The 21,518-nt window shown below is 71.7% G+C and carries 18 protein-coding genes; 6 read left to right on the forward strand and 12 right to left on the reverse strand.

Going from position 1 to position 21,518, the window contains the following annotated elements; genetic code table 11:
- Nucleotides 1-81 precede the first annotated feature (81 nt).
- From ACTMS9_RS15475 to ACTMS9_RS15510, 8 genes are all read right to left on the reverse strand, one after another.
- Nucleotides 82-1,098, reverse strand: coding sequence for a branched-chain amino acid ABC transporter permease (locus ACTMS9_RS15475; protein ID WP_350797972.1), 1,017 nt, complete (start codon nucleotides 1,096-1,098; stop codon nucleotides 82-84).
- Nucleotides 1,095-1,976 carry a branched-chain amino acid ABC transporter permease gene (locus tag ACTMS9_RS15480; protein ID WP_441165280.1) on the reverse strand — a complete coding sequence of 294 codons (882 nt, stop codon included), beginning with the start codon at nucleotides 1,974-1,976 and terminating at the stop codon, nucleotides 1,095-1,097. The genes ACTMS9_RS15475 and ACTMS9_RS15480 overlap by 4 nt, the downstream gene beginning before the upstream one ends.
- The gene (locus ACTMS9_RS15485) at nucleotides 1,973-3,223 is read right to left on the reverse strand and encodes an ABC transporter substrate-binding protein (RefSeq protein WP_441148121.1); all 1,251 of its coding nucleotides are present in this window, start codon (nucleotides 3,221-3,223) and stop codon (nucleotides 1,973-1,975) included. The genes ACTMS9_RS15480 and ACTMS9_RS15485 overlap by 4 nt, the downstream gene beginning before the upstream one ends.
- Nucleotides 3,224-3,274: 51 nt before the next feature.
- A complete protein-coding gene (locus ACTMS9_RS15490) occupies nucleotides 3,275-3,967 on the reverse strand; it encodes an ABC transporter ATP-binding protein (protein WP_154938182.1) in 693 nt (230 codons plus the stop codon).
- Entirely contained in the window at nucleotides 3,954-4,715 is a 762-nt protein-coding gene (locus ACTMS9_RS15495; protein ID WP_210777259.1) for an ABC transporter ATP-binding protein, read from the reverse strand. The genes ACTMS9_RS15490 and ACTMS9_RS15495 overlap by 14 nt, the downstream gene beginning before the upstream one ends.
- A gap of 314 nt (nucleotides 4,716-5,029) precedes the next feature.
- The gene (locus ACTMS9_RS15500) at nucleotides 5,030-6,106 is read right to left on the reverse strand and encodes a zinc-binding dehydrogenase (protein ID WP_441165281.1); all 1,077 of its coding nucleotides are present in this window, start codon (nucleotides 6,104-6,106) and stop codon (nucleotides 5,030-5,032) included.
- Complete coding sequence (locus ACTMS9_RS15505) at nucleotides 6,103-7,545, reverse strand: aldehyde dehydrogenase family protein (protein ID WP_441165282.1); 1,443 nt, start codon at nucleotides 7,543-7,545, stop codon at nucleotides 6,103-6,105. Before ACTMS9_RS15505 ends, ACTMS9_RS15500 begins: the two co-directional genes overlap by 4 nt.
- A 44-nt stretch (nucleotides 7,546-7,589) precedes the next feature.
- Nucleotides 7,590-8,243 carry a TetR/AcrR family transcriptional regulator gene (locus tag ACTMS9_RS15510; RefSeq protein ID WP_441148117.1) on the reverse strand — a complete coding sequence of 218 codons (654 nt, stop codon included), beginning with the start codon at nucleotides 8,241-8,243 and terminating at the stop codon, nucleotides 7,590-7,592.
- 84 nt (nucleotides 8,244-8,327) lie between these two features.
- On the opposite strand from ACTMS9_RS15510, the gene ACTMS9_RS15515 reads away from it, so the two are divergent.
- The gene (locus ACTMS9_RS15515; RefSeq protein WP_441165283.1) at nucleotides 8,328-9,500 is read left to right on the forward strand and encodes an acyl-CoA dehydrogenase family protein; all 1,173 of its coding nucleotides are present in this window, start codon (nucleotides 8,328-8,330) and stop codon (nucleotides 9,498-9,500) included.
- 165 nt (nucleotides 9,501-9,665) lie between these two features.
- Here the strand turns inward: ACTMS9_RS15515 and ACTMS9_RS15520 are convergent, their stop codons facing one another.
- Both ACTMS9_RS15520 and ACTMS9_RS15525 read right to left on the reverse strand, forming a co-directional pair.
- Nucleotides 9,666-10,703 (reverse strand): aminotransferase class V-fold PLP-dependent enzyme, encoded by a 1,038-nt coding sequence (locus ACTMS9_RS15520; protein ID WP_441165284.1) that lies wholly within the window; start codon nucleotides 10,701-10,703, stop codon nucleotides 9,666-9,668.
- A gap of 96 nt (nucleotides 10,704-10,799) precedes the next feature.
- Nucleotides 10,800-12,242, reverse strand: coding sequence for an FAD-dependent oxidoreductase (locus tag ACTMS9_RS15525; protein WP_441165285.1), 1,443 nt, complete (start codon nucleotides 12,240-12,242; stop codon nucleotides 10,800-10,802).
- Nucleotides 12,243-12,656: 414 nt separating this feature from the next.
- Between ACTMS9_RS15525 and ACTMS9_RS15530 the strand changes: the two genes are divergently transcribed.
- The 3 genes from ACTMS9_RS15530 to ACTMS9_RS15540 are packed head-to-tail and all read left to right on the forward strand — an operon-like array spanning nucleotide 12,657 to nucleotide 13,951.
- The gene (locus ACTMS9_RS15530; RefSeq protein ID WP_441165286.1) at nucleotides 12,657-13,109 is read left to right on the forward strand and encodes an SRPBCC family protein; all 453 of its coding nucleotides are present in this window, start codon (nucleotides 12,657-12,659) and stop codon (nucleotides 13,107-13,109) included.
- Nucleotides 13,106-13,459: an ArsR/SmtB family transcription factor gene (locus tag ACTMS9_RS15535; protein ID WP_441148112.1), complete on the forward strand. Its 354-nt coding sequence runs from the start codon at nucleotides 13,106-13,108 to the stop codon at nucleotides 13,457-13,459. Before ACTMS9_RS15530 ends, ACTMS9_RS15535 begins: the two co-directional genes overlap by 4 nt.
- A 48-nt stretch (nucleotides 13,460-13,507) precedes the next feature.
- Nucleotides 13,508-13,951, forward strand: coding sequence for an SRPBCC family protein (locus ACTMS9_RS15540; protein WP_441165287.1), 444 nt, complete (start codon nucleotides 13,508-13,510; stop codon nucleotides 13,949-13,951).
- Between the two features lie 130 nt (nucleotides 13,952-14,081).
- Here ACTMS9_RS15540 and ACTMS9_RS15545 read toward each other — a convergent pair whose 3' ends face one another.
- Complete coding sequence (locus tag ACTMS9_RS15545; RefSeq protein WP_441165288.1) at nucleotides 14,082-15,473, reverse strand: cation:dicarboxylate symporter family transporter; 1,392 nt, start codon at nucleotides 15,471-15,473, stop codon at nucleotides 14,082-14,084.
- Nucleotides 15,474-15,587: 114 nt separating this feature from the next.
- Here ACTMS9_RS15545 and ACTMS9_RS15550 point away from each other — a divergent pair, with 114 nt between their 5' ends.
- The gene (locus tag ACTMS9_RS15550; RefSeq protein WP_441165289.1) at nucleotides 15,588-17,174 is read left to right on the forward strand and encodes a sensor histidine kinase; all 1,587 of its coding nucleotides are present in this window, start codon (nucleotides 15,588-15,590) and stop codon (nucleotides 17,172-17,174) included.
- A complete protein-coding gene (locus tag ACTMS9_RS15555; protein ID WP_441148109.1) occupies nucleotides 17,171-17,881 on the forward strand; it encodes a response regulator in 711 nt (236 codons plus the stop codon). The genes ACTMS9_RS15550 and ACTMS9_RS15555 overlap by 4 nt, the downstream gene beginning before the upstream one ends.
- An 84-nt stretch (nucleotides 17,882-17,965) precedes the next feature.
- Here the strand turns inward: ACTMS9_RS15555 and dnaE are convergent, their stop codons facing one another.
- Entirely contained in the window at nucleotides 17,966-21,499 is a 3,534-nt protein-coding gene (dnaE, locus tag ACTMS9_RS15560) for a DNA polymerase III subunit alpha (RefSeq protein ID WP_441148108.1), read from the reverse strand.
- Nucleotides 21,500-21,518 lie beyond the last annotated feature (19 nt).

A 21,518-nucleotide genomic window follows, 5' to 3' on the forward strand; every position in this document is an offset into this window, starting at 1 on the left:
CGAAGGTGGTGAGGCGTCAGGGGTTCTGGGACGCGCGGTTCGGATGCGCCGTCGCGGGACTTCATCCGCCATCGCGGGACTTCATCTGCGGCGGGCGGCCATCCAGCGCAGCGCCAGGGCGGAGACGGTGCCCCACAACCCGCGGCGGAACAGCAGCACGACGAGGACGAAGATGCTGCCGGTCACCAGGCCGATCGCCTCGAATCCGGAGAACGACAGCCAGTCCTCCAACCGCACCACCACGGCCGCGCCGAGCACCCCGCCCCACAGCGTGCCGATGCCACCGAGCACGACGACGATGACCGCCTTGCCGGAGGTGGTCCAGTGCAGCACGTCGAGGGAGACGAACCGGTGCCCGACGGCGAAGAGCCCGCCACCGAGACCGGCGATGAAGCCGGAGAGCACGAACGCGGTCAGCTTGTAGCGGTGCACCGGGTAGCCGAGCGCACGGGCCCGGGCCGGGTTGTCGCGGATGCCGACCAGTACCCGGCCGAACGGCGAGTGCGTGATCCGCCAGGCGGCGGCCAGGCCGAGCAGCACGATCGGCAGGATCGCGTAGTAGAAGTAGTAGTCGTCGGTCAGGTCGAGGCCGAACAGCGACCGGGGCACGCCCTGCAGGCCGTTCTCGCCCTTGGTGACCGAACGCCACTCGTTGGCCACGTAGTAGACCATCTGCGCGAAGGCCAACGTGACCATGGCGAAATAGATGCCGGTCCGCTTCACCGCGAGGTAGCCGATGGGCAGCGCGAGCGCCGCCGCGCCGAGCGCCCCGGCCAGCACGGCGACCGGGAACGGCAGGCCGGCGTGGATGGCGACCAGGCCGGTGAGGTACGCCGAGGTGCCCCAGAACGCCGCGTGCCCGAAGGACATCAGCCCGGTGAAGCCGAGCAGCAGGTCCACCGACACGGCGAACAGCGCCCAGCAGAGGATGTCCACCGCCACCGCCGGGTAGAGCCCGTTGGGCAGCCAGATCGCGGCGGCCAGCCCGGCGGCGAGCAGCGCGTACCGGACCCAGCCGGGCGCGCGGGCGACGGCGAGGAGTCCGGACGGCGGGGCCGGCCGGCTCGCCTCGGCCGGGGTGTCGACGGTGCTGGTCATGCCGGTGCCTCCTCACGGCCGAACAGCCCGGCCGGCCGCCAGAGCAGCACGGCGGCCATCACGACGAAGACGATCGTCTGGGACACGATGGGGAACTCGGACAGGTACGCCTCGCCCCACGCCTGCACCAGACCGATGCCGAAGCCGGCGGCGACCGAGCCGAAGATCGAGCCGAGGCCGCCGATCACCACCACCGCGAAGACCACGATGATCAGGTCGGCGCCCATCAGCGGGTTCACCGCCCGCATCGGGGCGGCGAGCACGCCGGCGAGCCCGGCCAGGCCGATGCCGAAGCCGAAGACCGGGGTCACCCACCGCCCGACGTCGATGCCGAACGCCCGGGTCAGCTCGGGCCGCTCGGTCGACGCCCGGACCACCATGCCCATCCGGGTACGGGTGAGCACCCACCACACCGCGACGCAGAGCAGCACCGCGAAGCCGAGGATGAAGACCCGGTACGTCGGGAAGTCGAAGAGTCCGAAGTCGACCGAGCCGCTGAGCTCGTCCGGGGTGGCGTACGGGCTGGACTGCACGCCGTAGCGGGTCTTCACCAGGTCCTGCAGGATCAGCGTCAGGCCGAAGGTGAGCAGGAAGTTGTAGAGCGGGTCGAGTCGGGTGAGCCGGTGGATGACGGCCCGTTCCAGGATCATGCCCACCACGGCGAGCGCCACCGGCATGATCACCAGGGCCGCCCAGAACGGCACGCCCGCCTCGGCCAGCAGCACGTACGCGCCGAAGGCGCCGAGCATGTAGAACGCGCCGTGGGCGAAGTTCACCACCCGGAGCATGCCGAAGATGACCGCGAGCCCGAGGGCGAGCAGGGCGTAGAACGCCCCGCTCACCAACCCGTTGAACGTGTTCTGGAGAAAACCGGTCACAGCTTGCAGTCCGGGGACGGGGCGCGGAACGCCTCGGCGGCGGGGATGGTCTTGAGCACCTTCACGTAGTCCCAGGGCTCGGCGACCTCGGCCTGCGGCTTCACCTGGGCGAGGTACGCGTCGTGGATCACCCGGTGGTCCTCGGCGCGGATCTTGCCGTTGCGCAGGAAGACGTCGTTGACCTCCTTGCCCTCCAGCCCCTTGACCACGGTGTCCGCGTCATCGGTGCCGGCGGCCTGCACGGCCTCCAGGTACTGCATCGCCGCGGAGTAGTTGGCGGCGTGCGCGAAGGACGGCCGGGTGCTGGTCTCCTTCTGGAACCGGTCGGCGAACTCCCGGTTCTGCTGGTCGAAGTTCCAGTACCAGGCGTCGGTGTAGGTGGTGCCGGCCAGCGCGGCCGGGGTGAGCGAGTGGATGTCGGTGATGAACATCAGGCCGACCGCCAGGCCGACGCCCTTGTCCCGCAGCTTGAACTCGTTGTACTGCTTGACCACGTTGACCAGTTCGGCGCCGGCCTGCATGGTGCCGAGCACCTGCGGCTTGGGGTTCAGCGTCGGCGCCTTGAGCAGGAAGGTCGAGTAGTCGCCGGTGGTGTTCGGGAACGGCGCGCCGTCCTTGCCGACGACCGTGCCGCCGGCGGCGGTGATGGCGGTGGAGAAGCTCTTCTCCATGTCCTGCCCGAAGGCGTAGTTCGGGTAGAGGATGTACCAGTTCTTGCCGACCTGCTCGGTGGTGGTCTTGCCGGTGCCGTTGGCCAGCATGTAGGTGTCGTACGCGTAGTGGAACGTGTACTTGTTGCAGCTCTTGCCGGTCAGGTCGGTGGTCGCCGCGCCGATGTTGAAGTAGAGCTTCTTCTTCTCCTTCGCCACGTCGGCGACCTTCAGCGCGGCCGACGAGGTGGGCACGTCGAGGATCAGGTCGACGCCCTTGCGGTCGTACATCTCCTGGGCCTTGGCGTTGGCCACGTCCGGCTTGTTCTGGTGGTCGGCGGTCTCCACGGTGATGTCGGTGGTCACCGCCTTGTCGCCGTGCTTGGCCTTGAAGTCGGCGATGGCCATCTCCACGGCCTTGACCGAGTTCTTCCCGGACAGCTCCGAGTAGGCCCCGGACTGGTCGTTGAGCACGCCCAGCACGATCTTGTCGCCGGTCAGCTTCTGGTCGCCGCCGGACTGGGGCCCACCGCCGCCGCAACCCGCGGCCAGCACCACCGCCGCCGAGGCGGCGGCCACACCCACGCTCCTACGCATGTCAATCCCCTTCGTACCGCGCGGGCACCGCGCGGGTCAGCCGTCGAAAATTCAGATACCGAGGTACGCCAGCAGCTCGCGCTCCCGCGAGCGCACCTCGGAGTTCGCCATCGCCTCCACGACGCGTCCTTCGGCCAGCAGGTAGTGCCGGTCGGCGACGCCGGTGGCGAAGTGCAGGTTCTGCTCGACCAACAGCACGGTCACCCCGTGCTTCTTGGCCTCCCGCAGCAGGTCGCCGACCTGCTGCACGAGCAGCGGCGACAGGCCCTCGGTGGGCTCGTCGCAGAGCAGCAGCCGGGCGCCCATCCGCAGCACCCGGGCCAGGGCGAGCATCTGCTGCTCGCCGCCGGAGAGCATGGTCGCCGCCGAGTCGCGCCGGGAGTACAGGGCGGGGAACGCCTCGTACACCCGCTCCAGCGGCCACGGGTCGGGGCCGACCCGCGGCGGCAGCGTCAGGTTCTCGGTGACGCTGAGGGTGGCGTACGCGCCCCGGTCGTCGGGCACCCAGCCGAGGCCGAGCCGCGCCCGCTTGTACGCCGGCAACCGGCTGATGTCCCGCCCGTCCAGCTCGACGGTGCCGCGCTGGCCGGGGTGCAGCCCCATCACGCAGCGCAGCAGGGTGGACTTGCCGGCGCCGTTGCGCCCGACCAGGGTGACCACCTCGCCGGCGGCGACCTCCAGGCTCACCTCCCGCAGCACCTGCGCCTCGCCGTAGAAGGCGGAGAGGGTGTCAATGCGCAGCATCAGCGGCTCCCAGGTAGGCGGTGATGACCCGCTCGTCGGCGCGGACCTGCTCGTACGGGCCCTCGACCAGCACCGTGCCGGCCTGCAGCACGGTGACGGTGTCGGCGAGGCGGCCGACGACGCTCATGTTGTGCTCGACCATCACCACGGTGCGGCCGGCCCGAACCCGGGCGATCAGCTCCACCGTGCGGTCGACGTCCTCCAGCCCCATCCCGGCGGTCGGCTCGTCGAGCAGCAGCACCTTCGGATCCAGGGCGAGGGCGATGGCCAGCTCCAGGGCGCGCTTGCGCCCGTACGCCAGCGCCTCGGCCGGGGCCTCGGCCAGCGCGCCGAGCCCGACCATGTCCAGCAGTTCGTCGGCCCGCTCCCGGTAGCGGCCCATCAGCTTGGCCGACCGCCAGAACCGCCAGCCGAGCCCGCTCGAGCTCTGCAACGCCAGCTCGACGTGCTCGCGGGCGGACAGCTGCGGGAACAGGCTGGTGATCTGGAACGAGCGGGCCACCCCGAGCCGGGCCACCTGCTCCGGGGGCAGGCCGGTGACGTCCCGGCCGTCCAGCTCGATCCGACCCTCGGTCGGCGGCAGGAAGCCGGTGAGCAGGTTGAACAGGGTGGTCTTGCCGGCACCGTTGGGGCCGACGAGCGCGTGCACGCTCTCCGGGGCGATGTCGAGGTCGACGTGGTCGACCGCACGGAAGCCCCGGAAGTCACGGGTCAGCCCGCGCGCCGACAGGAGCGCTTGCCCGGCCATCGCCTCATCCTCCGCAGGTCACTGGCGACGACCGGGTCGGTGACCGGGGTCACAGGGCCGTCGCGTGGAGGAAACCTACGGGGAACGGCCGGAGTGCAGCCATGTCGGTCCGCCACACTTTCCGGCCGGTCGGCGCGGGGCCGGCCAACATGAGCACCGGTCGGGAGCCGTCCGCAGGGGATCGACAGGCGTGAGCGAATGGTCTGGGAGACCGCTCCCATGTGGCCCGGCCACCTGACCCGCGGGGGCGCGGCGGGCGTGTCCGGCCACGCCCCCGGGGTCACCGGGCCACGACTCCGACGGCGGCCGGTCGGTCAGTCGGGGAAGGTGACCACCCAGCGGGCGCCCTCGCCCCGGGCGAGCCGGTCGAACGCCTCCGGCGCCTCGTCGAGGGTGACCAGCCCGCTGATCAGCGGAGTCAGGTCGAGCGTGCCGTCGCCGACCTCGCGGGCCAGGCCCGGCACCTCCCGGTCCGGATCGGACGAGCCGTACACCGAGGAGCGCAGCGTCCGGGCGGAGTGGAAGATGTCCAGCGCGGAGAGGCTGACCAGGTCGTCCTTGCCGCCCATGCCCACCACGGTGACCGCTCCCCCGCGCCGGGTGAGCCGCCAGGCGGTCCGGATGGTGGCCGCCCGCCCCACGCACTCGAAGGCGTGGTCGACGCCGCGCCCCTCGGTGAGCGCCCGGATCTCCTTCGACAGCCGGTCGTCGGGCGCGAGGAAGTGCGTCGCCCCGGCGGCGAGGGCCAGGCCCCGCTTGGCCTCGGCCACGTCGATCGCGATGATCGGGACGGCGCCGGCGGCCCGGGCGGCGGTGAGCACCGACAGGCCGACCCCGCCGAGGCCGATCACCGCGACCGACTCGTCGGCGACGACGCGGGCGGTGTTGCGGACCGCCCCGGTGCCGGTGAGCACGGCGCAGCCGAGCAGCGCGGCCCGCTCCGGCGGCAGGTCGTCGGGGACGGCGACGACGGCGGCCTCGGGCACCACCACCTCCTCGGCGAACGCGCCGAGCCCGAGCGTGACGTGCAACGCCTCACCGTCGGCGGTCTCGCCGCGCGGCACGGCCGGGGCGGTGTTGGCGGCGCAGAGCCACGGCTCGCCGTGCCGGCAGTGCCAGCACCGCCGGCAGGCGGGCGCCCAGTTGAGCACCACCTGCGTGCCGACCGGTACGGCGGCGCCGGGGCCGGCCTCGACCACCACGCCGGCCGCCTCGTGCCCCAGCACCAGCGGGTACGCGGGTGCGAGGGTGCCGTTGACCATGGACAGGTCGGAGTGGCAGACGCCGGCGGCGCGGACGCGGACCCGCAGCTCGCCGGGGCCGGGCGCGGGCAGGCGGATCTCCTCGACGCGCAGCGGCGCGCCGGGCGCGCGGGCGACCAGCGCCCTCACCGCTGGATCGCCTTGATCTCGCGGAACTCGTCGATGCCGTACGGGCCCAGCTCCCGACCCAGGCCGGACTGCTTGTATCCGCCGAACGGGGCCCGCGGGTTGAACCCGCCGCCGTTGACGTCCACCTGGCCGGTACGCAGCCGCCGGGCCACCGCCAGCGCCCGGTCGGCGTCGGCGGACCAGACCGCGCCGGCCAGGCCGTAGCGGGAGTTGTTGGCGATGGCGACGGCCTCGTCGTCGTCGCCGAACGGGATGACGGCGAGCACCGGGCCGAAGACCTCCTCCTGGGCGAGCGCGCTGTCGGGGTGCACGTCGGCCAGCACGGTCGGGGCGACGAAGTGCCCCCGGGGCGGCAGCGGGGCGTCCGGGCCGCCGCAGACCAGGCGCGCCCCGTCGGCGAGGGCGCGGTCGACGTGGCCGCGTACCCGCTCGGCCTGGGCGGCGGAGACCAGCGGGCCGAGCCGGGTGTCCGGGTCGAACGGATCCCCCGGCCGGTACGCCGCGGCGGCCCGGGCGACCAGGTCGAGTGCCTCGTCGTACCGGTCGCGGTGGACCAGCATCCGGGTCCACGCGGTGCAGGTCTGCCCGGAGTTGAGCAGCGCGTTGCCCACCCCGACCTTGACGGCGGTGGGCAGGTCGGCGTCGGCGAGGATCAGGTTGGCCGACTTGCCGCCCAGTTCCAGGGCCACCCGGGCGATCCGGTCGGCGGCGAGGTGGGCGATCCGGCGGCCGGTGGCGGTGGACCCGGTGAACGAGACCATGTCCACGTCCGGGTGGGCGGCCAGGGCCTCGCCGACCACCGGCCCGGTGCCGGGCACCAGGTTGACCACACCGGCGGGCAGCCCGGCCTCGGCGACCGCGTCGAAGAGCAGGTACGCCGTCAGCGGGGTCAGCTCGCTGGGCTTGAGCACCACCGTGCAGCCGGCGGCCAGGGCGGGTGCCAGCTTGGCGACGACCTGGTGCAGCGGGTAGTTCCACGGGGTTATCGCGCCGACCACGCCGACCGGTTCGCGGACGACGAGCGAGTTGCCGATCGTCTCCTCGGCGGGCGGCCGGGCGGCCAGCTCGACGCAGTCGCGCAGCACGGTCAGCGGCAGGCCGGTCTGCACCCGGGCGGCCAGCTTGAGCGGGGTGCCGAGTTCGAGCGCGACGGTCCGGGCGATGTCCTCGGCGCGGGCGGTCAGCGCCGCGAGCAGCCGGTCGAGGTGGGCGGCGCGCTCGGCCGGCGCGGCGGCCGCCCAGCCGGGAAAGGCGGCCCGGGCGGCGGCGACGGCCCGGTCGACGTCGGCCGGGGTGCCGGCCGGCACCTGCCCGACGGTCTCCCCGGTGGCCGGGTTCTCCACGTCGATCGGCTCGTTCTCGGACGGGTCGGCCCAGGCGCCGCCGAGGTAGAGGTGACGGCGGACCAGGAGCGCGGGGGGCGCGGCGGCGAGATCCATGTCGTCCTTCGGGGGTGAGGAAACTAGCGCTGGGAGTTTTGACGCTACCCGTTCGCCCCGGGTGGTTCCAGCGCGAGTAGGCGCCGGTGTTCGGCGGCGAGGCCGTGCAGCAGCGCGTCCAGGCCGAGGGCGAAGGCGCCCTCGTCCACGCTGCGCTGGTGCTCGGCGAGCCGGTGCGCCTGGCCCAGGTGCGGGTAGTGCGCGGCGTACAGCTCCGGGTCCTCGACGAAGCCGCGGGCGAACGAGCCGAGCGCCGACCCGGCGACGAAGTACCGCATCGCCGCGCCGACGTGGGTGGCCCGGGCCGGCGGCCAGCCGGCCTTGACCAGTGCCCCGTAGACGGCGTCGGCCATGGCCAGCGCGGCCGGCCGCCGCCCGGGGCCCTGGGCCAGGTAGGGCACGACGTTCGGGTGCGCGGTCAGCGCCGCCCGGTACGACCAGGCCCAGCGGCGCAGCGCCTCGCGCCAGTCGTGACGGCCGAAGAAGCCGATGTCCACGGCGACGGTGACGCTTTCGGCGACCGCGTCGAGGATGGCCTCCCGGTTGGCGAAGTGGTTGTAGAGCGAGGGACCCCGCACGCCGAGCGCGGCGGCGAGCCGCCGGGTGGAGAAGGCGGCCAGCCCGTCGGCGTCGATCAGGGCCAGGGCCGCGGCGACGATCCGGTCCCGGGTGAGCACCGGCTGCGGGGGTCGGGGCACGTCGACTCCTCGGGGGTCTGGACGACAGAAAACTTACACCGCTAGTTTAAGCGGGACGCAGCCACGACGGCGGAAGGGATCAGCATGGACTTCTCACTGACCGACGAGGAGCGGGCGGTCCGCGACACCGTCCGGTCGTTCATCACCCGCGAGGTGATGCCGCTGGAACAGGAGGTGCTGCGCCGCGAGCGCGCGCACCAGCCCGGCGTGACCCGCGACGAGCTGCGCGAACTCCAGCAGAAGGCGAAGAAGTTCGGCTTCTGGGGGCTGGCCACCCCCGAGGAGTACGGCGGGATGGACCTGCCCGCCGTCATGCAGTCGCTGATCTGGACGGAGCTGGGGCGTACCTTCGTGCCGTTCCGCTTCGGCGGCGAGGCCGACAACATCCTCTTCCACGCCACCGAGGAGCAGAAGCGCGAGTTCCTGCTGCCCACCATCGAGGGCGAGCGGATCTCCTGCTTCGCCATCACCGAGCCGGGCGCCGGGTCGGACGCGGCGAACATCCGGCTGGCGGCCCGCCGCGACGGCGACGAGTGGATCCTCGACGGCGAGAAGACCTTCATCACCAACGGCAACGACGCCGACTTCGCCATCGTGGTCGCGGTGACCGACCGGGAGAAGGGCGCCCGCAACGGCGGGGCAACCGCGTTCCTGGTGGACCGGGCGATGGGCTGGCGCTCGGAGTTCATCCAGACGATGGGCGAGGGCGGGCCGGCGTCGCTGATCTTCGACGGCGTACGGGTGCCGCACCGCAACATCCTCGGCGAGATCGGCCAGGGCTTCACGCTGGGCATGGAGTGGATCGGCAAGGGCCGCTACACCATCCCGTCGCACGCGATCGGCATCGCCGAGCGGGCGTTGCAGATGGCCATCGACTACGCCAACACCCGGGAGACCTTCGGCGCGAAGATCGGCACCAACCAGGCCATCCAGTGGATGATCGCCGACTCGGAGACCGAGCTGGAGGCGGCCCGCTGGCTGGTGCTGCGCTCCGCCTGGACGGTCGACCAGGGCATGGACCCCCGGCACGCCTCCTCGATGGGCAAGCTCTACGGCGCCGGCATGGTCAACCGGGTGGTGGACCGGGTGCTCCAGATCCACGGCGGCATGGGCTACACCCGCGAACTGCCGGTCGAGCGCTGGTACCGGCAGGTGCGGCTCTACCGGATCTTCGAGGGCACCGACGAGATGCAGCGGCTGATCATCTCGCGGGACCTGCTGCGCGGGTACACGAAGATCGGCGGTCACCTGGCCTGAGTCCGCGCCGGCTCCTCATTTCCCCCCTGCCCCGGCGCCTGATCGGCCAGGTCGAAACCGTGACGAGGGTCGAGGAGCCGGCGGCCCGGTGAGCCGGACCGCTCGGGTGGGCGGCGGTGACAGCCGCCCACCCGCCCGCTCGCCCGCCACGTGACCTGAGCGGGCTCAGCCGGTCAGCGCCGTCAGGGCGGCGTCCACATCGGCCTCGGTGGAGTACACGTGGAAGGAGGCGCGGACCCGCCCGGCGCGCACCGCCGCCCGGATCCCGGCCCGCTCCAGCCGCTGCTCGGCGTCGGGCACGTCGACGGCGACGATGGCGCTCTCCCCCGGCGGCCGACCCAGCCCGGCCAGGAACCGGTTGGCCAGCGCCACGTCGTGCGCCCGGATCGCCGGCACGCCGATCTCGGCGACCAACTCCAGTGCGGGTGCCGCGCCGACCCAGCTGAACCAGGCGGGCGAGATGTCGAACCGGCGGGCGTCGTCGGCCAGCCGCAGCGGCGGGCCGTAGTAGGAGGCGTGCGGGTCGGCGCCCGCGTACCAACCGGCGGCGTCCGGACGCAGCCGCTCGCGCAGCTCGGGCGCCAGGTAGGCGTACGCGCAGCCGCGCGGGCCCATCAGCCACTTGTACCCGGCCACCGCCACCACGTCGGCCCGGCTCCCGTCGAACGGCAGCCAACCACACGCCTGGGTCGCGTCCACCGCGACCAGCGCACCGTGCGCCCGGGCCGCGGCCACGATCTCGTCGTACGCCGCCACGGCGCCGTCGGCGGACTGCACCAGGCTGAACGCGACCAGATCGGTGTCGGCGTCGATCGCGTCGACCAGCCCCGCCAGCGGCACGGTGCGGACCGTGACGCCGCGCTCCTGCTGAACCAGCCAGGGAAACAGGTTCGAGGTGAACTCGACCTCGGGGACCACCACGTTCGCGCCCGCCGGAAGGGCCGCCGCGACCGGTGCGAGGAGCTGGGACACGGCCGCGCCGACCGCCACGTCCCCGGCCGGTACGCCGACCAGGCCGGCGAACGCGGCCCGGGCCCGGTCCACCGACTGCCCCCAGCCCTCCCAGGAACTGCTCCCGATCCGCCAGTCGGCCAGCGCCTCCTGCAATGCCGTCCAGGCCGGCTCGGGCGGCAGCCCGTAGGAGGCGGTGTTCAACCAGCCGGGCTCCGGCTTCCACAACTGCTGCGCCTGCTCGATGTCCACGGCCCGACGCTAGGCGGGGTGGCGCCGGATGGGCACGGCCAATCGGCGACCGGCGGCCTGCGGCACGTCGGCACGCACTGGCCGGTCCGGCGACTGCTAGGACTGCCGGAGGTTGTTGGTCGACCCGGTGGCGGCACGGCGCCGGAACAGGCCGAGCCGGAGCGCCCGGAGCAGGGTGCCGGGCTGGCTCAGCGTCGCCGGATGGTCGAGCATGGTGGTGACCCGGCCCAGCCGGGCGCTGAGTACCGGATCGGTCAGCGAGGTCCGGAAGAGCAGGTCACCGAACCACTTGGTGACCCGGTACCCCGGCGGGTACGGCCCGTCGACGTGTGGAAGCTCGATGTCGGCGGTGGTGGAGGTCTGCCAGGCGGCATCGACGATCACCCGGACCCGCTCGAAGTATGCCCGCGCCGGTTCCTCGTGCAGGTTCGGGCTTGACCGGAGGTACGCCGACAGGCAGGAGGCGTGCAGCATCGCGGAGGTCATGCCCTGGCCGTACACCGGGTTGAAGGAGGCGATCGCGTCCCCGGCGGCAACCAGTCCGGCGGGCATCCGGTCGAGCTTGTGGAAGTCCCGGCGTCGGCTGTCCGCCTGGTGGTACGTGACCACGCCGCCGAGCATCTCACCGTACTCCGCGATGTCACCGAACATCTGCGGATAGTGCTCCCGGCAGCGGGCGGTGAAGTCGGCGACCTCGCGGCTGGGCCGGTCCTCGTCGTAGCCGGCCACCAACATGATCCAGCGGTCCCCCTCGACCGAGTTGATCCCACCGATCCGAGCGGTACGATCCTTGCCGGCCATGGTGTGGTAGACCACCACCCAGGCGTCGCTGACCTTCTCGTCCTGCTTGAAGAGCGCGGTCGCGTAGTTCAGTCTGATCGGCATCCGCTGCATCGGCGGGCGGGGCCACCCGTTGTCGGCCAGCCAGTCGCTCAGCCGGCTGGACCGTCCCATCGCGTCGACCACCAGGTCCGCCGGTTCGACCACCGGCTCACCACCGCCCTCGGGCACGTACCGGGCGCCGGTGACGCGCCGGTCGGCGAAGACCAGCCCGTCCGCACGGCCGTACACCATCCGGATGTTGTCCACGGCGAGGGTCCGCCGCCGGACCAGCGCCTCGAGGAACGGTCGCGTGGTGATCAGCGTCGGACCGGTGCCGGACGGTGCCGGCGGCAGCCCCAGCACACCATTCACGAAGATCTTCGCCGCGCCCTCGTCGCTGGGCGGCGGCGGGGCACCTAGCGCGTGCGCCTCGTCGACGATGCCGGGAAACCACCGTTCCAACTGGATCTGACCGGCGGGCAGCAGCGCGTGCACCTGGCTGCCCTGCGGCACGCCCGGCCGGGGCCCGTCATCCACATTGGACGGATCGCGTTCGATGATCAGCACCTCCTCGGCGTGGTCACTCAACACCCGAGCCGCCATCAGTCCGGCGATGCTGCCGCCCAGCACCACGGCACGACGCATGACCAGCGTGGTCTGAGCCGGCCGCTCGGCGGTCGCGATCTCCGCGAAGAGCCGGGACGGAGAGGGGGGCATACGATCACTCCTCGAGTGGTCGGGAAACCTCGGCATCCACGACCGTAGCCACCGGAGCCCCCGCCGTCATTGGTCAACCGACGTGCCGCGGCTCGCCTCGGTCCTTGGGTCGACCCGGTCGCCCGGGCCCGCCGCCACGTGGTCAGGAAGGCCGGTAAGGATGAGCGCCTGGACGCGCTGGAAGATCGCGGTTCCATTGATCGGCCTCAGCCTGCTGCTGCTCGTCCCCGCCGCGTCATAGCTTGCCATCGCGAAACCCGGGCCATGCCGGGTTGCCTCCCGCGCTGACCGTGTGCGGTCCACCGGCTCTGGGGCAGTTGCTCCTCGAGCAGAAGCAACCAATGGTTGCGTGGCGGCGGCTGGTCGGCTAGCGTGACGTGCAACTAAGGGTTGCATATCAAGGAGTGGCGGAGCATGGAGTACGGCAGCATCGAACGAGAGATCCACGTCGACGCCTCGCCGGAGGTGGTCTTCGAGGTCGTCAGCAGCCCCGAGCACATGTCGCAGTGGTGGACCGACGACGCCGAATTCGAGGCGACTCCCGGCGCGGTCGGTGAGCTCGTCTGGGACGACCGGGCACAGGTCGTCCCGATGGTCGTGGTGAACGCCGAGCCGCCTCGACTGTTCTCGTTCCGCTGGTGTCATCCCGAGGGCCAGGTCGACGACCCGGCCAACTCGCTGCTGGTCACCTTCGAACTCACCCCGTCGGGCACGGGCACCAGGCTCCGGCTCACCGAGACCGGGTTCCGGGAGATGGGCTGGGAGGCCGCGAAGCTGGAGGAGCAGTACCGCGACCACGTCGTCGGCTGGGACACCTTCGTCCCCCGGCTCGGGGAGTACCTGGCCCGGCTGGTGTCGACCCGGTGACCGCCGCCGTCGACGACGACCTGTGGTCCGCGGTGGGGGATCCGACCCGTCGGCGGATGCTCGACCTGCTCCTGGCCGATGGCGACGGCACGGCCACCAGCCTCAGCGAGCGGCTGCCCGTGACACGGCAGGCCATCGCGAAACATCTCGGCGTGCTCGACCGGGTGGGCCTGGTGCACTCCACCCCGGCCGGGCGCGAGCGAAGGTACCGGGTGGACGAGGCGCAGCTCGCGCGGGCGGTCGCGCAACTGTCCTCGGTCGGAGCGGCGTGGGACGCCCGGCTCCGGCGCATCAAGCGGATCGCCGAGGCTGTCCAGCGCACGAAGGACCAGCGCGCCACCCAGCAATGACGTCATGAGGGTCAATCCGGAGAACCGACACCAGAAAGAAGATCGAAGATGGTGGACATCCTGCACAAAGTCGGAATCACGTCGTCCACGGCCGAGGTCTACACGGCCCTGACCACCGTCGAGGGACTTGCCGGCTGGTGGACGACCAACACCGGGGGCGTCGGCGACGGCCTCGGCGGCGTGCTCCAGTTCCGGTTCGCAGCCGGTGGATTCGACATGAAGGTCCTCGAGCTCGACCCCGGCAGGCGCGTGCTGTGGGAGGTGGTCGACGGACCCGACGAGTGGATCGGCACGCAGGTCGACTGGCGCCTCGCTCAGGTCGACGACTACGCCGTCGTGCTCTTCAGCCACCGGGGCTGGAAGGAGCCGGTGGATTTCATGCACCACTGCAGCACCAAGTGGGCGGTCTACCTGCTGAGCCTGAAGTCGCTGATCGAGACCGGAAAGGGCGCTCCGCACCCCCACGACGTCAAGATCGACAGCTGGGACTGAGGGTCCGCTCGGTCCTGACGGGTCTCGCACCGCGAAGCCACGACGCCACCTCCACCGGCAGCATCGCTGCCGGTGGAGGTGGCGCGGGCGCCCGGCCGGCGCGACCCCTGGTGGTTCCGCGACCGCGGCGTCAGGCCGGTACGCCGGCCATGGCGGTCGACTCGTCGGCCGGCCGCCGGGTGGCGGGCTCGCCCTCGTCGGCGTCCTCATCGAGCATGGTCGCCTCGTCGAACGGGTCGTCGCCGCGCAGCACCCGATCGGCCTTGTCCCGGTCGAACTCCCCCGTCCAGGTCCCGACCAGCACGGTCGCGACCGCGTTGCCGGCGAAGTTGGTCAGCGCCCGCGCCTCCGACATGAACCGGTCGATCCCCACGATCAGCCCGACCCCGTCGACCAGGTCCGGACGGTGCGACTGGAGCCCACCGGCAAGCGTGGCCAGCCCGGCACCCGTCACCCCGGCAGCGCCCTTCGACGCGATGACCATGAACAGCAGCAGCGACACCTGCTCGCCGATCGACAGCGGCTTGCCCAGCGCGTCGGCGATGAACAGTGACGCCATGGTCAGGTAGATTGCCGTGCCGTCCAGGTTGAACGAGTACCCGGTCGGCACCGTGATGCCGACCACCGGCTTGCTCACCCCGACGTGCTCCATCTTCGCGATCAACCGCGGCAGCGCCGACTCCGAGGACGACGTCGACAGGATCAGCAGGAACTCCCGGCCCAGGTAGCGCAGCAGCGAGAAGATCGAGATCCGGGCCACGAACCGCAGCAGCGCACCCAGCACCACCAGCACGAAGATCAGACAGGTCGCGTAGAAGCCGAGCATGATCTGCGCCAGACTCTTCAACGCGTCCATCCCGGTGGCGCCGACCACGGCGGCGATGGCGCCGAACGCGCCGATCGGAGCCAGCCACATGATCATGGCGAGCACTTTGAAGACCACCCGCTGGAGCAGGCCCACGGCGGTCAGCACCGGCTCGCCGCGCCGGCCCAGGCTCTGCACGGCGAAGCCGACCAGCAGCGCCACGAGCAGCGTCTGGAGCACCTCCCCCTCGGTCAACGCGGAGAAGAGCGTGGTCGGGATGACTCCGAGCAGGAAGTCGACGGTCCCGCCGGCCTCGTCGCCGGCGGCGGCCTTGCCGGAGCCGGCGAGGTCCTGCCCCAGGTCGAGCCCGGAGCCGGGGTGGATGAGGTTGCCGACCACCAGGCCGATGGCGAGCGCGACGGTCGACATGACCAGGAAGTAGCCGAGGGCGAGGCCGCCGACCCTGCCGACCTTCGCCGCCTGCCGGACCGAGCCGACGCCGAGCACGATGGTGCAGAAGATGACCGGGCTGATCATCATCTTGATCAGGTTGACGAAGCCGGTTCCGAGCGGCTTGAGTTCCTTGCCGACCTCGGGGGCGGCGAGGCCGACCACGACGCCGGCCAGCACGGCCACGATGACGGCCAGGTAGAGGTAACGGGTACGGTCCCGACGGACCGGGGGTGACGGTGTGGTGGTGGATGTGGTGGTGTCCATCTCGACAATGTGAAGCGCGTCTCACCACAAGGCAGCCTTGCGGTCATTCTGTTCATCCCGTCGGAGCACGCGCGACGCGTGCCGGTGACGACGGCGCGGACGAGGAGGGGAAACATGGCCCGGCGGCAGTGGAGCATCGCGGGGCAGCTGTTCGCTCTCCAGGCCGTGGTGGTGACCCTGCTCGTCCTGGCCGGCGCCGCCGGGGCCGTCTGGCTGGCCCGCAGCGATTCCCGGCAGGCGGCACAGGAGGAGGTGCTCGCGGTGGCGCAGACCGTCGCCCGCTCCCCCGACGTCCGCGCGGCGCTGCGCAGCGCCGACCCCAGCGCCGCCCTCCAGCCGTACGCGGAGGCCACCCGGGTGGCGACCGGCACCGACTTCGTGGTGGTGATGGCACCCGACCGCACCCGTTACTCGCACCCGCACCCGAAGCGGATCGGCCAGCCGTTCGTCGGCGACATCGCGCCGGCTCTGGCCGGCCGGCCGTTCACCACCACCAACGTGGGCACGCTCGGCGAGTCGGTGCGCGCGGTGGTGCCGGTGTACGACGACGAGCGGATCGTCGGCCTGGTCTCGGTCGGCATCACCACCGAGGCGATCGATCGCAAGCTGCTCGGCCAGTGGCCGGTGCTGCTCGGCGTCGCCGCACCGGCGCTCGCCCTCGCGGCCACCGGCTCCTGGCTGCTCAGCCGTCGACTGCGTCGGCAGACGCACGGCCTCGGGCCGGCCCAGATGACCCGGATGTACGAGTACTACGACGCGGTGCTGCACTCGGTGCGGGAGGGCCTGCTGGTACTGACCACCGACCGCCGGGTGGCGTTGGTCAACGACGAGGGCCGCCGGCTGCTCGGGCTGGACGCGGACGCGCCGCTGACCGACCGACCGGTGGCCGGGATCGACCTGCCGCCCGCGGTGGCCGAGCTGCTGACGTCGGCCCGGGACGCTCGCGACGAGCCCGTCCTGGCCGGTGACCGGGTGCTCGTCGCCAACCAGCGGACCGCCCGCTTCGAGGGCATCGCGCTCGGCACGGTGCTCACCCTGCGCGACCAGACCGAGCTGCGCACGCTCGCCAGCGAACTCGACTCGGTACGTGCGTTGACCGAGGCGTTGCAGGCGCAGACCCACGAGTCGGCCAACCGGCTGCACACCGTGCTGACTCTCGTGGAGCTGGGCCGTACCGACGAGGCGGTTCGCCTGGCCACCCGGGACCTGGCCGCGGCGCAGCAGCTCACCGACCGGGTGGTCGGCGCGGTGACCGAGCCGGCGCTGGCCGCCCTGCTGCTCGGCAAGTCGGCCCAGGCCGGTGAGCGCGGCGTGGACCTGGTGATCGACCCGGAGTGCCGGCTCGACGGCAGCCCGCTGCCCAGCGCTGACCTGCTCACCGTGGTGGGCAACCTGGTGGACAACGCGCTGGAGGCGGTCGCCGGCAATCCGCCGCCGCGACGGGTCCAGGTCTTCGTCGGCGCGGTCGACGGCGAACTGGTGGTCCGGGTCGGTGACAACGGCCCGGGACTGGACCCGGAGCGGGTGAACGACGCGTTCCGGCGCGGCTGGTCCACCAAGAGCGCGGGCCGCGGCCTCGGCTTGGCGCTGGTCGAGCAGGTGGTCCGCCGGCACGGGGGCAGCTACGAGGTTGACCGCTCGAACGACGGCGGGAGCCTGTTCACCGTCCGGCTGCCGGTCGGGGGCGGCGAGGCCCGATGAACGACATCCGGGTGCTGGTGGTCGAGGACGAGCCGCTGCTGGCCGAGGCGCACACCGCGTACACCGAGCGGGTGCCGGGTTTCGTGGTGGCCGGGGTGGCGCACACCGGTCGGGAGGCGATGGCGGCGCTGCGCCGGCGCGGCGGCGCGGACGTCGACCTGGTGCTGTTGGATTTCCGCCTGCCCGACGTGCACGGCCTGGACGTCTGCCGGGCGTTGCGAGCGGCGGGCAGCGGCGTCGACGTGCTCGCGGTGACCTCGGCCCGGGACCTGGCGGTGGTCCGTACCGCGGTGTCCCTCGGGGTGACCCACTACCTGCTCAAGCCGTTCACCTTCGCCGCCTTTCGCGACAAGCTGGAGCGCTACGCCGACTACCGCCGGCAGGCGCTCGCCGACGGCGAGGTGGCCGCCCAGCACGAGGTGGACCGGATGTTCGCCACCCTGCGCGGTGCCGCCCCGCACACCCTGCCCAAGGGGCTGGACGTGCACACCCTGCACCGGGTGCTCTCCGCCCTGGCCGACCGGCCGCGAGCCACGCCCGCCGACGCCGAGGCCGGGCTGTCCGCGACCGAGGTGAGCCAGCGCACCGGCATCTCCCGGGTGACGGCCCGCCGCTATCTGGAGTACCTGGTGACCATCGACCGGGCAGTCCGCAGCCCCCGCTACGGCACCCCAGGGCGCCCCGAGGTCGAGTACCGGCCGACCTGACCGACACCCGGCCGGCTGCCGGTGGCGGTGCTCTGCGGTGGCGAGCGGCTGCCCGCCACCCTGGCGTGACGTCCCCCGGCCGGGTCAGCTCACGTTGGCCGGGCCGAGCACGCTCTTCAGGTCGCCCATCAGCGCGGTGGTCGCCGCCACCCGGAACGGGCCCAGCCGCAGCGTGGTGGTCTTGCCGCCGTTGAGCAGCTTGACGTGCACCTCGGTATCGCCGGGGTGCAGCACCAGGGTCTCCTTGAGCCGTTCCACCAGCGGCGGCGTGCAGCGGTGCACCGGGATGGTGAGGGTGACCGGCTTGTTGGCCGGGTTGCTGCTGACGTCCGGCATGGACATGTCCATCGCCATGATCCGCGGCGTGTCGTCGCGGCGGTCCACCCGACCCTTGACCACCACGATGGCGTCCTCGGCGATGTACTGCCCGATCACCTCGTAGGTGTTCGGGAAGAACAGCGTCTCCACGCCGCCGGCGAGGTCCTCCAGGGTGGCCGAGGCCCAGGCCCGGCCCTGCTTGGTGACCCGGCGCTGCACGCCGGAGAGGATGCCGGCCAGGGTGACCACGGCGCCGTCCGGGACGGTGCCCTCCTCGGAGAGGGCGGCGATGGTGGTGTCCGCCGCAGCGCCGAGGACGTGCTCCAGGCCGAAGAGCGGGTGGTCGGAGACGTAGAGGCCGAGCATCTCCCGCTCGAAGGCGAGCTTGTCCCGCTTGTCCCACTCGCTGTCGCTGATGGTCGGCATGACCGTGGTGCTGCCGCCGGTGTCGGCGTCGCCGAAGCCGGCGCCGAAGAGGTCGTACTGGCCGACCGCCTCCTTGCGCTTGACGTCGGCGTACGCGTCGATGGCGTCGGCGTGCACGGCGAGCAGGCCCTTGCGGGTGTGCCCGAGCGAGTCGAAGGCCCCGGCCTTGATCAGGGATTCGATGGTCTTCTTGTTGCAGGCCACCGCGTCGACCTTGGCCAGGAAGTCGTAGAAGTCGGCGTACTCGCCCTTCTCCTCCCGGCACCGCATGATCGCGGCGACCACGTTCGCGCCGACGTTGCGGACGGCGGCGAGGCCGAAGCGGATGTCCTTGCCGACCGGGGTGAACGGCCCGGCCGAGGTGTTCACGTCCGGCGGCAGGACCTGAATCCGCATCCGGCGGCACTCCGACAGGTAGAGCGCCATCTTGTCCTTGTCGTCACCGACCGAGGTGAGCAGCGCCGCCATGTACTCGGCCGGGTAGTGCGCCTTCAGGTACGCCGTCCAGTACGACACCAGCCCGTACGCGGCGGAGTGCGCCTTGTTGAAGGCGTAGCCGGCGAACGGGACCAGCACGTCCCACACCGCCTGGATCGCCTCGTCGGAGTAGCCGCGCTCGCGGCAGCCGTCCCGGAACGGGATGAACTCCTTGTCGAGGATCTCCTTCTTCTTCTTGCCCATCGCCCGGCGCAGCAGGTCGGCCTGGCCCAGGGTGTAGCCGGCGAGGATCTGCGCGGCGCGCTGCACCTGCTCCTGGTAGACGATCAGGCCGTGGGTGGGCGCCAGGATCTCCCGCAGCGGCTCCTCCAGCTCCGGGTGGATCGGGGTGATCTCCTGCAGGCCGTTCTTGCGCAGCGCGTAGTTGGTGTGCGAGTCGACGCCCATCGGGCCGGGCCGGTACAGCGCCAGCACGGCGGAGATGTCCTCGAAGTTGTCCGGCTTCATCAGCCGCAGCAGGGAGCGCATCGGCCCGCCGTCGAGCTGGAACACGCCGAGGGTGTCGCCCCGGGCCAGCAGCTCGTAGGCGGCCTTGTCGTCCAGCGACAGGGCCAGCAGGTCGAGTTCCCGGCCGTGGTTGAGCTGGATGTTCTTGACCGCGTCGTCGATGATCGTCAGGTTGCGCAGGCCGAGGAAGTCCATCTTCAACAGCCCGAGCGACTCGCAGGTCGGGTAGTCGAACTGGGTGATGATCGCCCCGTCGGCGTCCCGGCGCATCAGCGGGATGTGGTCGATGATCGGCTCGGCCGACATGATGACGCCGGCGGCGTGCACGCCGGTCTGCCGGATCAGCCCCTCGATGCCCTTCGCGGTGTCGATCACCTTACGGACGTCCGGGTCGGACTCGTAGAGGCCGCGGATCTCGCCGGCCTCGGCGTAGCGCGGGTGCTTCGGGTCGAAGATGCCGGAGAGCGGGATGTCCTTGCCCATCACCGCCGGCGGCATCGCCTTGGTGATCCGGTCGCCGACCGCATACGGGAAGCCGAGCACCCGGGCCGAGTCCTTGATCGCGGCCTTCGCCTTGATCGTGCCGAAGGTCGCGATCTGGGCGACCTTGTCCTCGCCCCACTTGTCGGTGACGTACTTGATCACCTCACCGCGCCGGCGCTCGTCGAAGTCGATGTCGACATCGGGCATCGAGACGCGCTCGGGATTGAGGAACCGCTCGAAGATCAGGCCGTGCGGGATCGGGTCCAGGTCGGTGATGCCCAGGGCGTACGCGACCAGCGAGCCGGCGGCCGAGCCACGGCCCGGGCCCACCGCGATGCCCTGGCTCTTGGCCCACTGGATGAAGTCGGCGACCACGAGGAAGTACGAGGGGAAGCCCATCTGGTTGATGACGCCCAGCTCGTACTCGGCCTGCGCGACGTGCCCCTCCGGGATCCCGTTGGGGTAGCGGCGGGCCAAGCCGGCGAAGGTCTCCTTGCGGAACCAGGACTCCTCGGTCTCCCCCTCGGGCACCGGGAAGCGCGGCATCAGGTTGTGGAACTCGAACATCCCGGTCGGGTCGACCTTCTCGGCGACCAGCAGGGTGTTGCGGCAGCCCTGCTGCCACAGCTCCGAGGAGTCGACCGCGCGCATCTGCTCGGCGGACTTGATGAAGTAGCCGCCGCCCTCGAACCGGAACCGGTTCGGGTCGTCGATGTTGCTGCCGGTCTGCACGCAGAGCAGCACGTCGTGCGCGGTGGCCTGGGCCTCGTGGGTGTAGTGCGAGTCGTTGGTGACCACCGGCGGGATGTCCAGCTTGCGGGCGATCTCGGTGAGCCCGTCGCGGACCCGGCGCTCGATCGAGAGGCCGTGGTCCATGATCTCCAGGAAGTAGTTCTCCTTGCCGAAGATGTCCTGGTAGCTGGCCGCGACCTTGAGCGCCTCGTCGAACTGGCCCAGCCGCAGCCGGGTCTGCACCGCGCCGGAGGGACAGCCGGTGGTGGCCATGATGCCCTCGGCGTGCTCGGCGATCAGCTCCATGTCCATCCGGGGCCACTTGACGTAGTGGCCCTCCATGGAGGCGCGCGAGTTGAGGGTGAAGAGGTTCTTCAGGCCGGTGGCGTTCTTCGCCCACATGGTCTTGTGGGTGATGGCGCCGTTACCCGAGACGTCGTCGCTCTTCTGCTCCGGCCGGCCCCACTTGACCCGCGCCTTGTGGAAGCGCGACTCCGGCGCGACGTACGCCTCGACGCCGAGGATCGGCGTGATGCCGGCGGCCATCGCCTGCTTGTAGAAGTCGTTCGCGCCGTGCATGTTGCCGTGGTCGGTGATCGCCACCGCCGGCATCCCGAGCCGGTTCGCCTCGGCGAAGAGGTCCTTGAGCCGGGCCGCCCCGTCGAGCATCGAGTACTCGGTGTGTACGTGCAGATGCGCGAACGAATCGCCCATGCGTGGCGCCCCCCCGGGT

The sequence above is a fragment of the Micromonospora sp. L31 genome (assembly GCF_052068075.1).
GTDB lineage: Bacteria > Actinomycetota > Actinomycetes > Mycobacteriales > Micromonosporaceae > Micromonospora > Micromonospora purpureochromogenes.

What these genes read in the sequence shown, in the direction of transcription:
- ACTMS9_RS15495 (WP_210777259.1), bottom strand. Translation starts at nt 4,715, where the DNA reads ATGGCCGGGCAAGCGCTCCTGTCGGCGCGCGGGCTGACCCGTGACTTC.
- ACTMS9_RS15515 (WP_441165283.1), top strand. Translation starts at nt 8,328, where the DNA reads ATGGACTTCTCACTGACCGACGAGGAGCGGGCGGTCCGCGACACCGTC.
- ACTMS9_RS15490 (WP_154938182.1), bottom strand. Translation starts at nt 3,967, where the DNA reads ATGCTGCGCATTGACACCCTCTCCGCCTTCTACGGCGAGGCGCAGGTG.
- ACTMS9_RS15545 (WP_441165288.1), bottom strand. Translation starts at nt 15,473, where the DNA reads ATGGACACCACCACATCCACCACCACACCGTCACCCCCGGTCCGTCGG.
- ACTMS9_RS15475 (WP_350797972.1), bottom strand. Translation starts at nt 1,098, where the DNA reads ATGACCAGCACCGTCGACACCCCGGCCGAGGCGAGCCGGCCGGCCCCG.
- dnaE (WP_441148108.1), bottom strand. Translation starts at nt 21,499, where the DNA reads ATGGGCGATTCGTTCGCGCATCTGCACGTACACACCGAGTACTCGATG.
- ACTMS9_RS15505 (WP_441165282.1), bottom strand. Translation starts at nt 7,545, where the DNA reads ATGGATCTCGCCGCCGCGCCCCCCGCGCTCCTGGTCCGCCGTCACCTC.
- ACTMS9_RS15485 (WP_441148121.1), bottom strand. Translation starts at nt 3,223, where the DNA reads ATGCGTAGGAGCGTGGGTGTGGCCGCCGCCTCGGCGGCGGTGGTGCTG.
- ACTMS9_RS15530 (WP_441165286.1), top strand. Translation starts at nt 12,657, where the DNA reads ATGGAGTACGGCAGCATCGAACGAGAGATCCACGTCGACGCCTCGCCG.
- ACTMS9_RS15540 (WP_441165287.1), top strand. Translation starts at nt 13,508, where the DNA reads ATGGTGGACATCCTGCACAAAGTCGGAATCACGTCGTCCACGGCCGAG.
- ACTMS9_RS15555 (WP_441148109.1), top strand. Translation starts at nt 17,171, where the DNA reads ATGAACGACATCCGGGTGCTGGTGGTCGAGGACGAGCCGCTGCTGGCC.
- ACTMS9_RS15550 (WP_441165289.1), top strand. Translation starts at nt 15,588, where the DNA reads ATGGCCCGGCGGCAGTGGAGCATCGCGGGGCAGCTGTTCGCTCTCCAG.
- ACTMS9_RS15525 (WP_441165285.1), bottom strand. Translation starts at nt 12,242, where the DNA reads ATGCCCCCCTCTCCGTCCCGGCTCTTCGCGGAGATCGCGACCGCCGAG.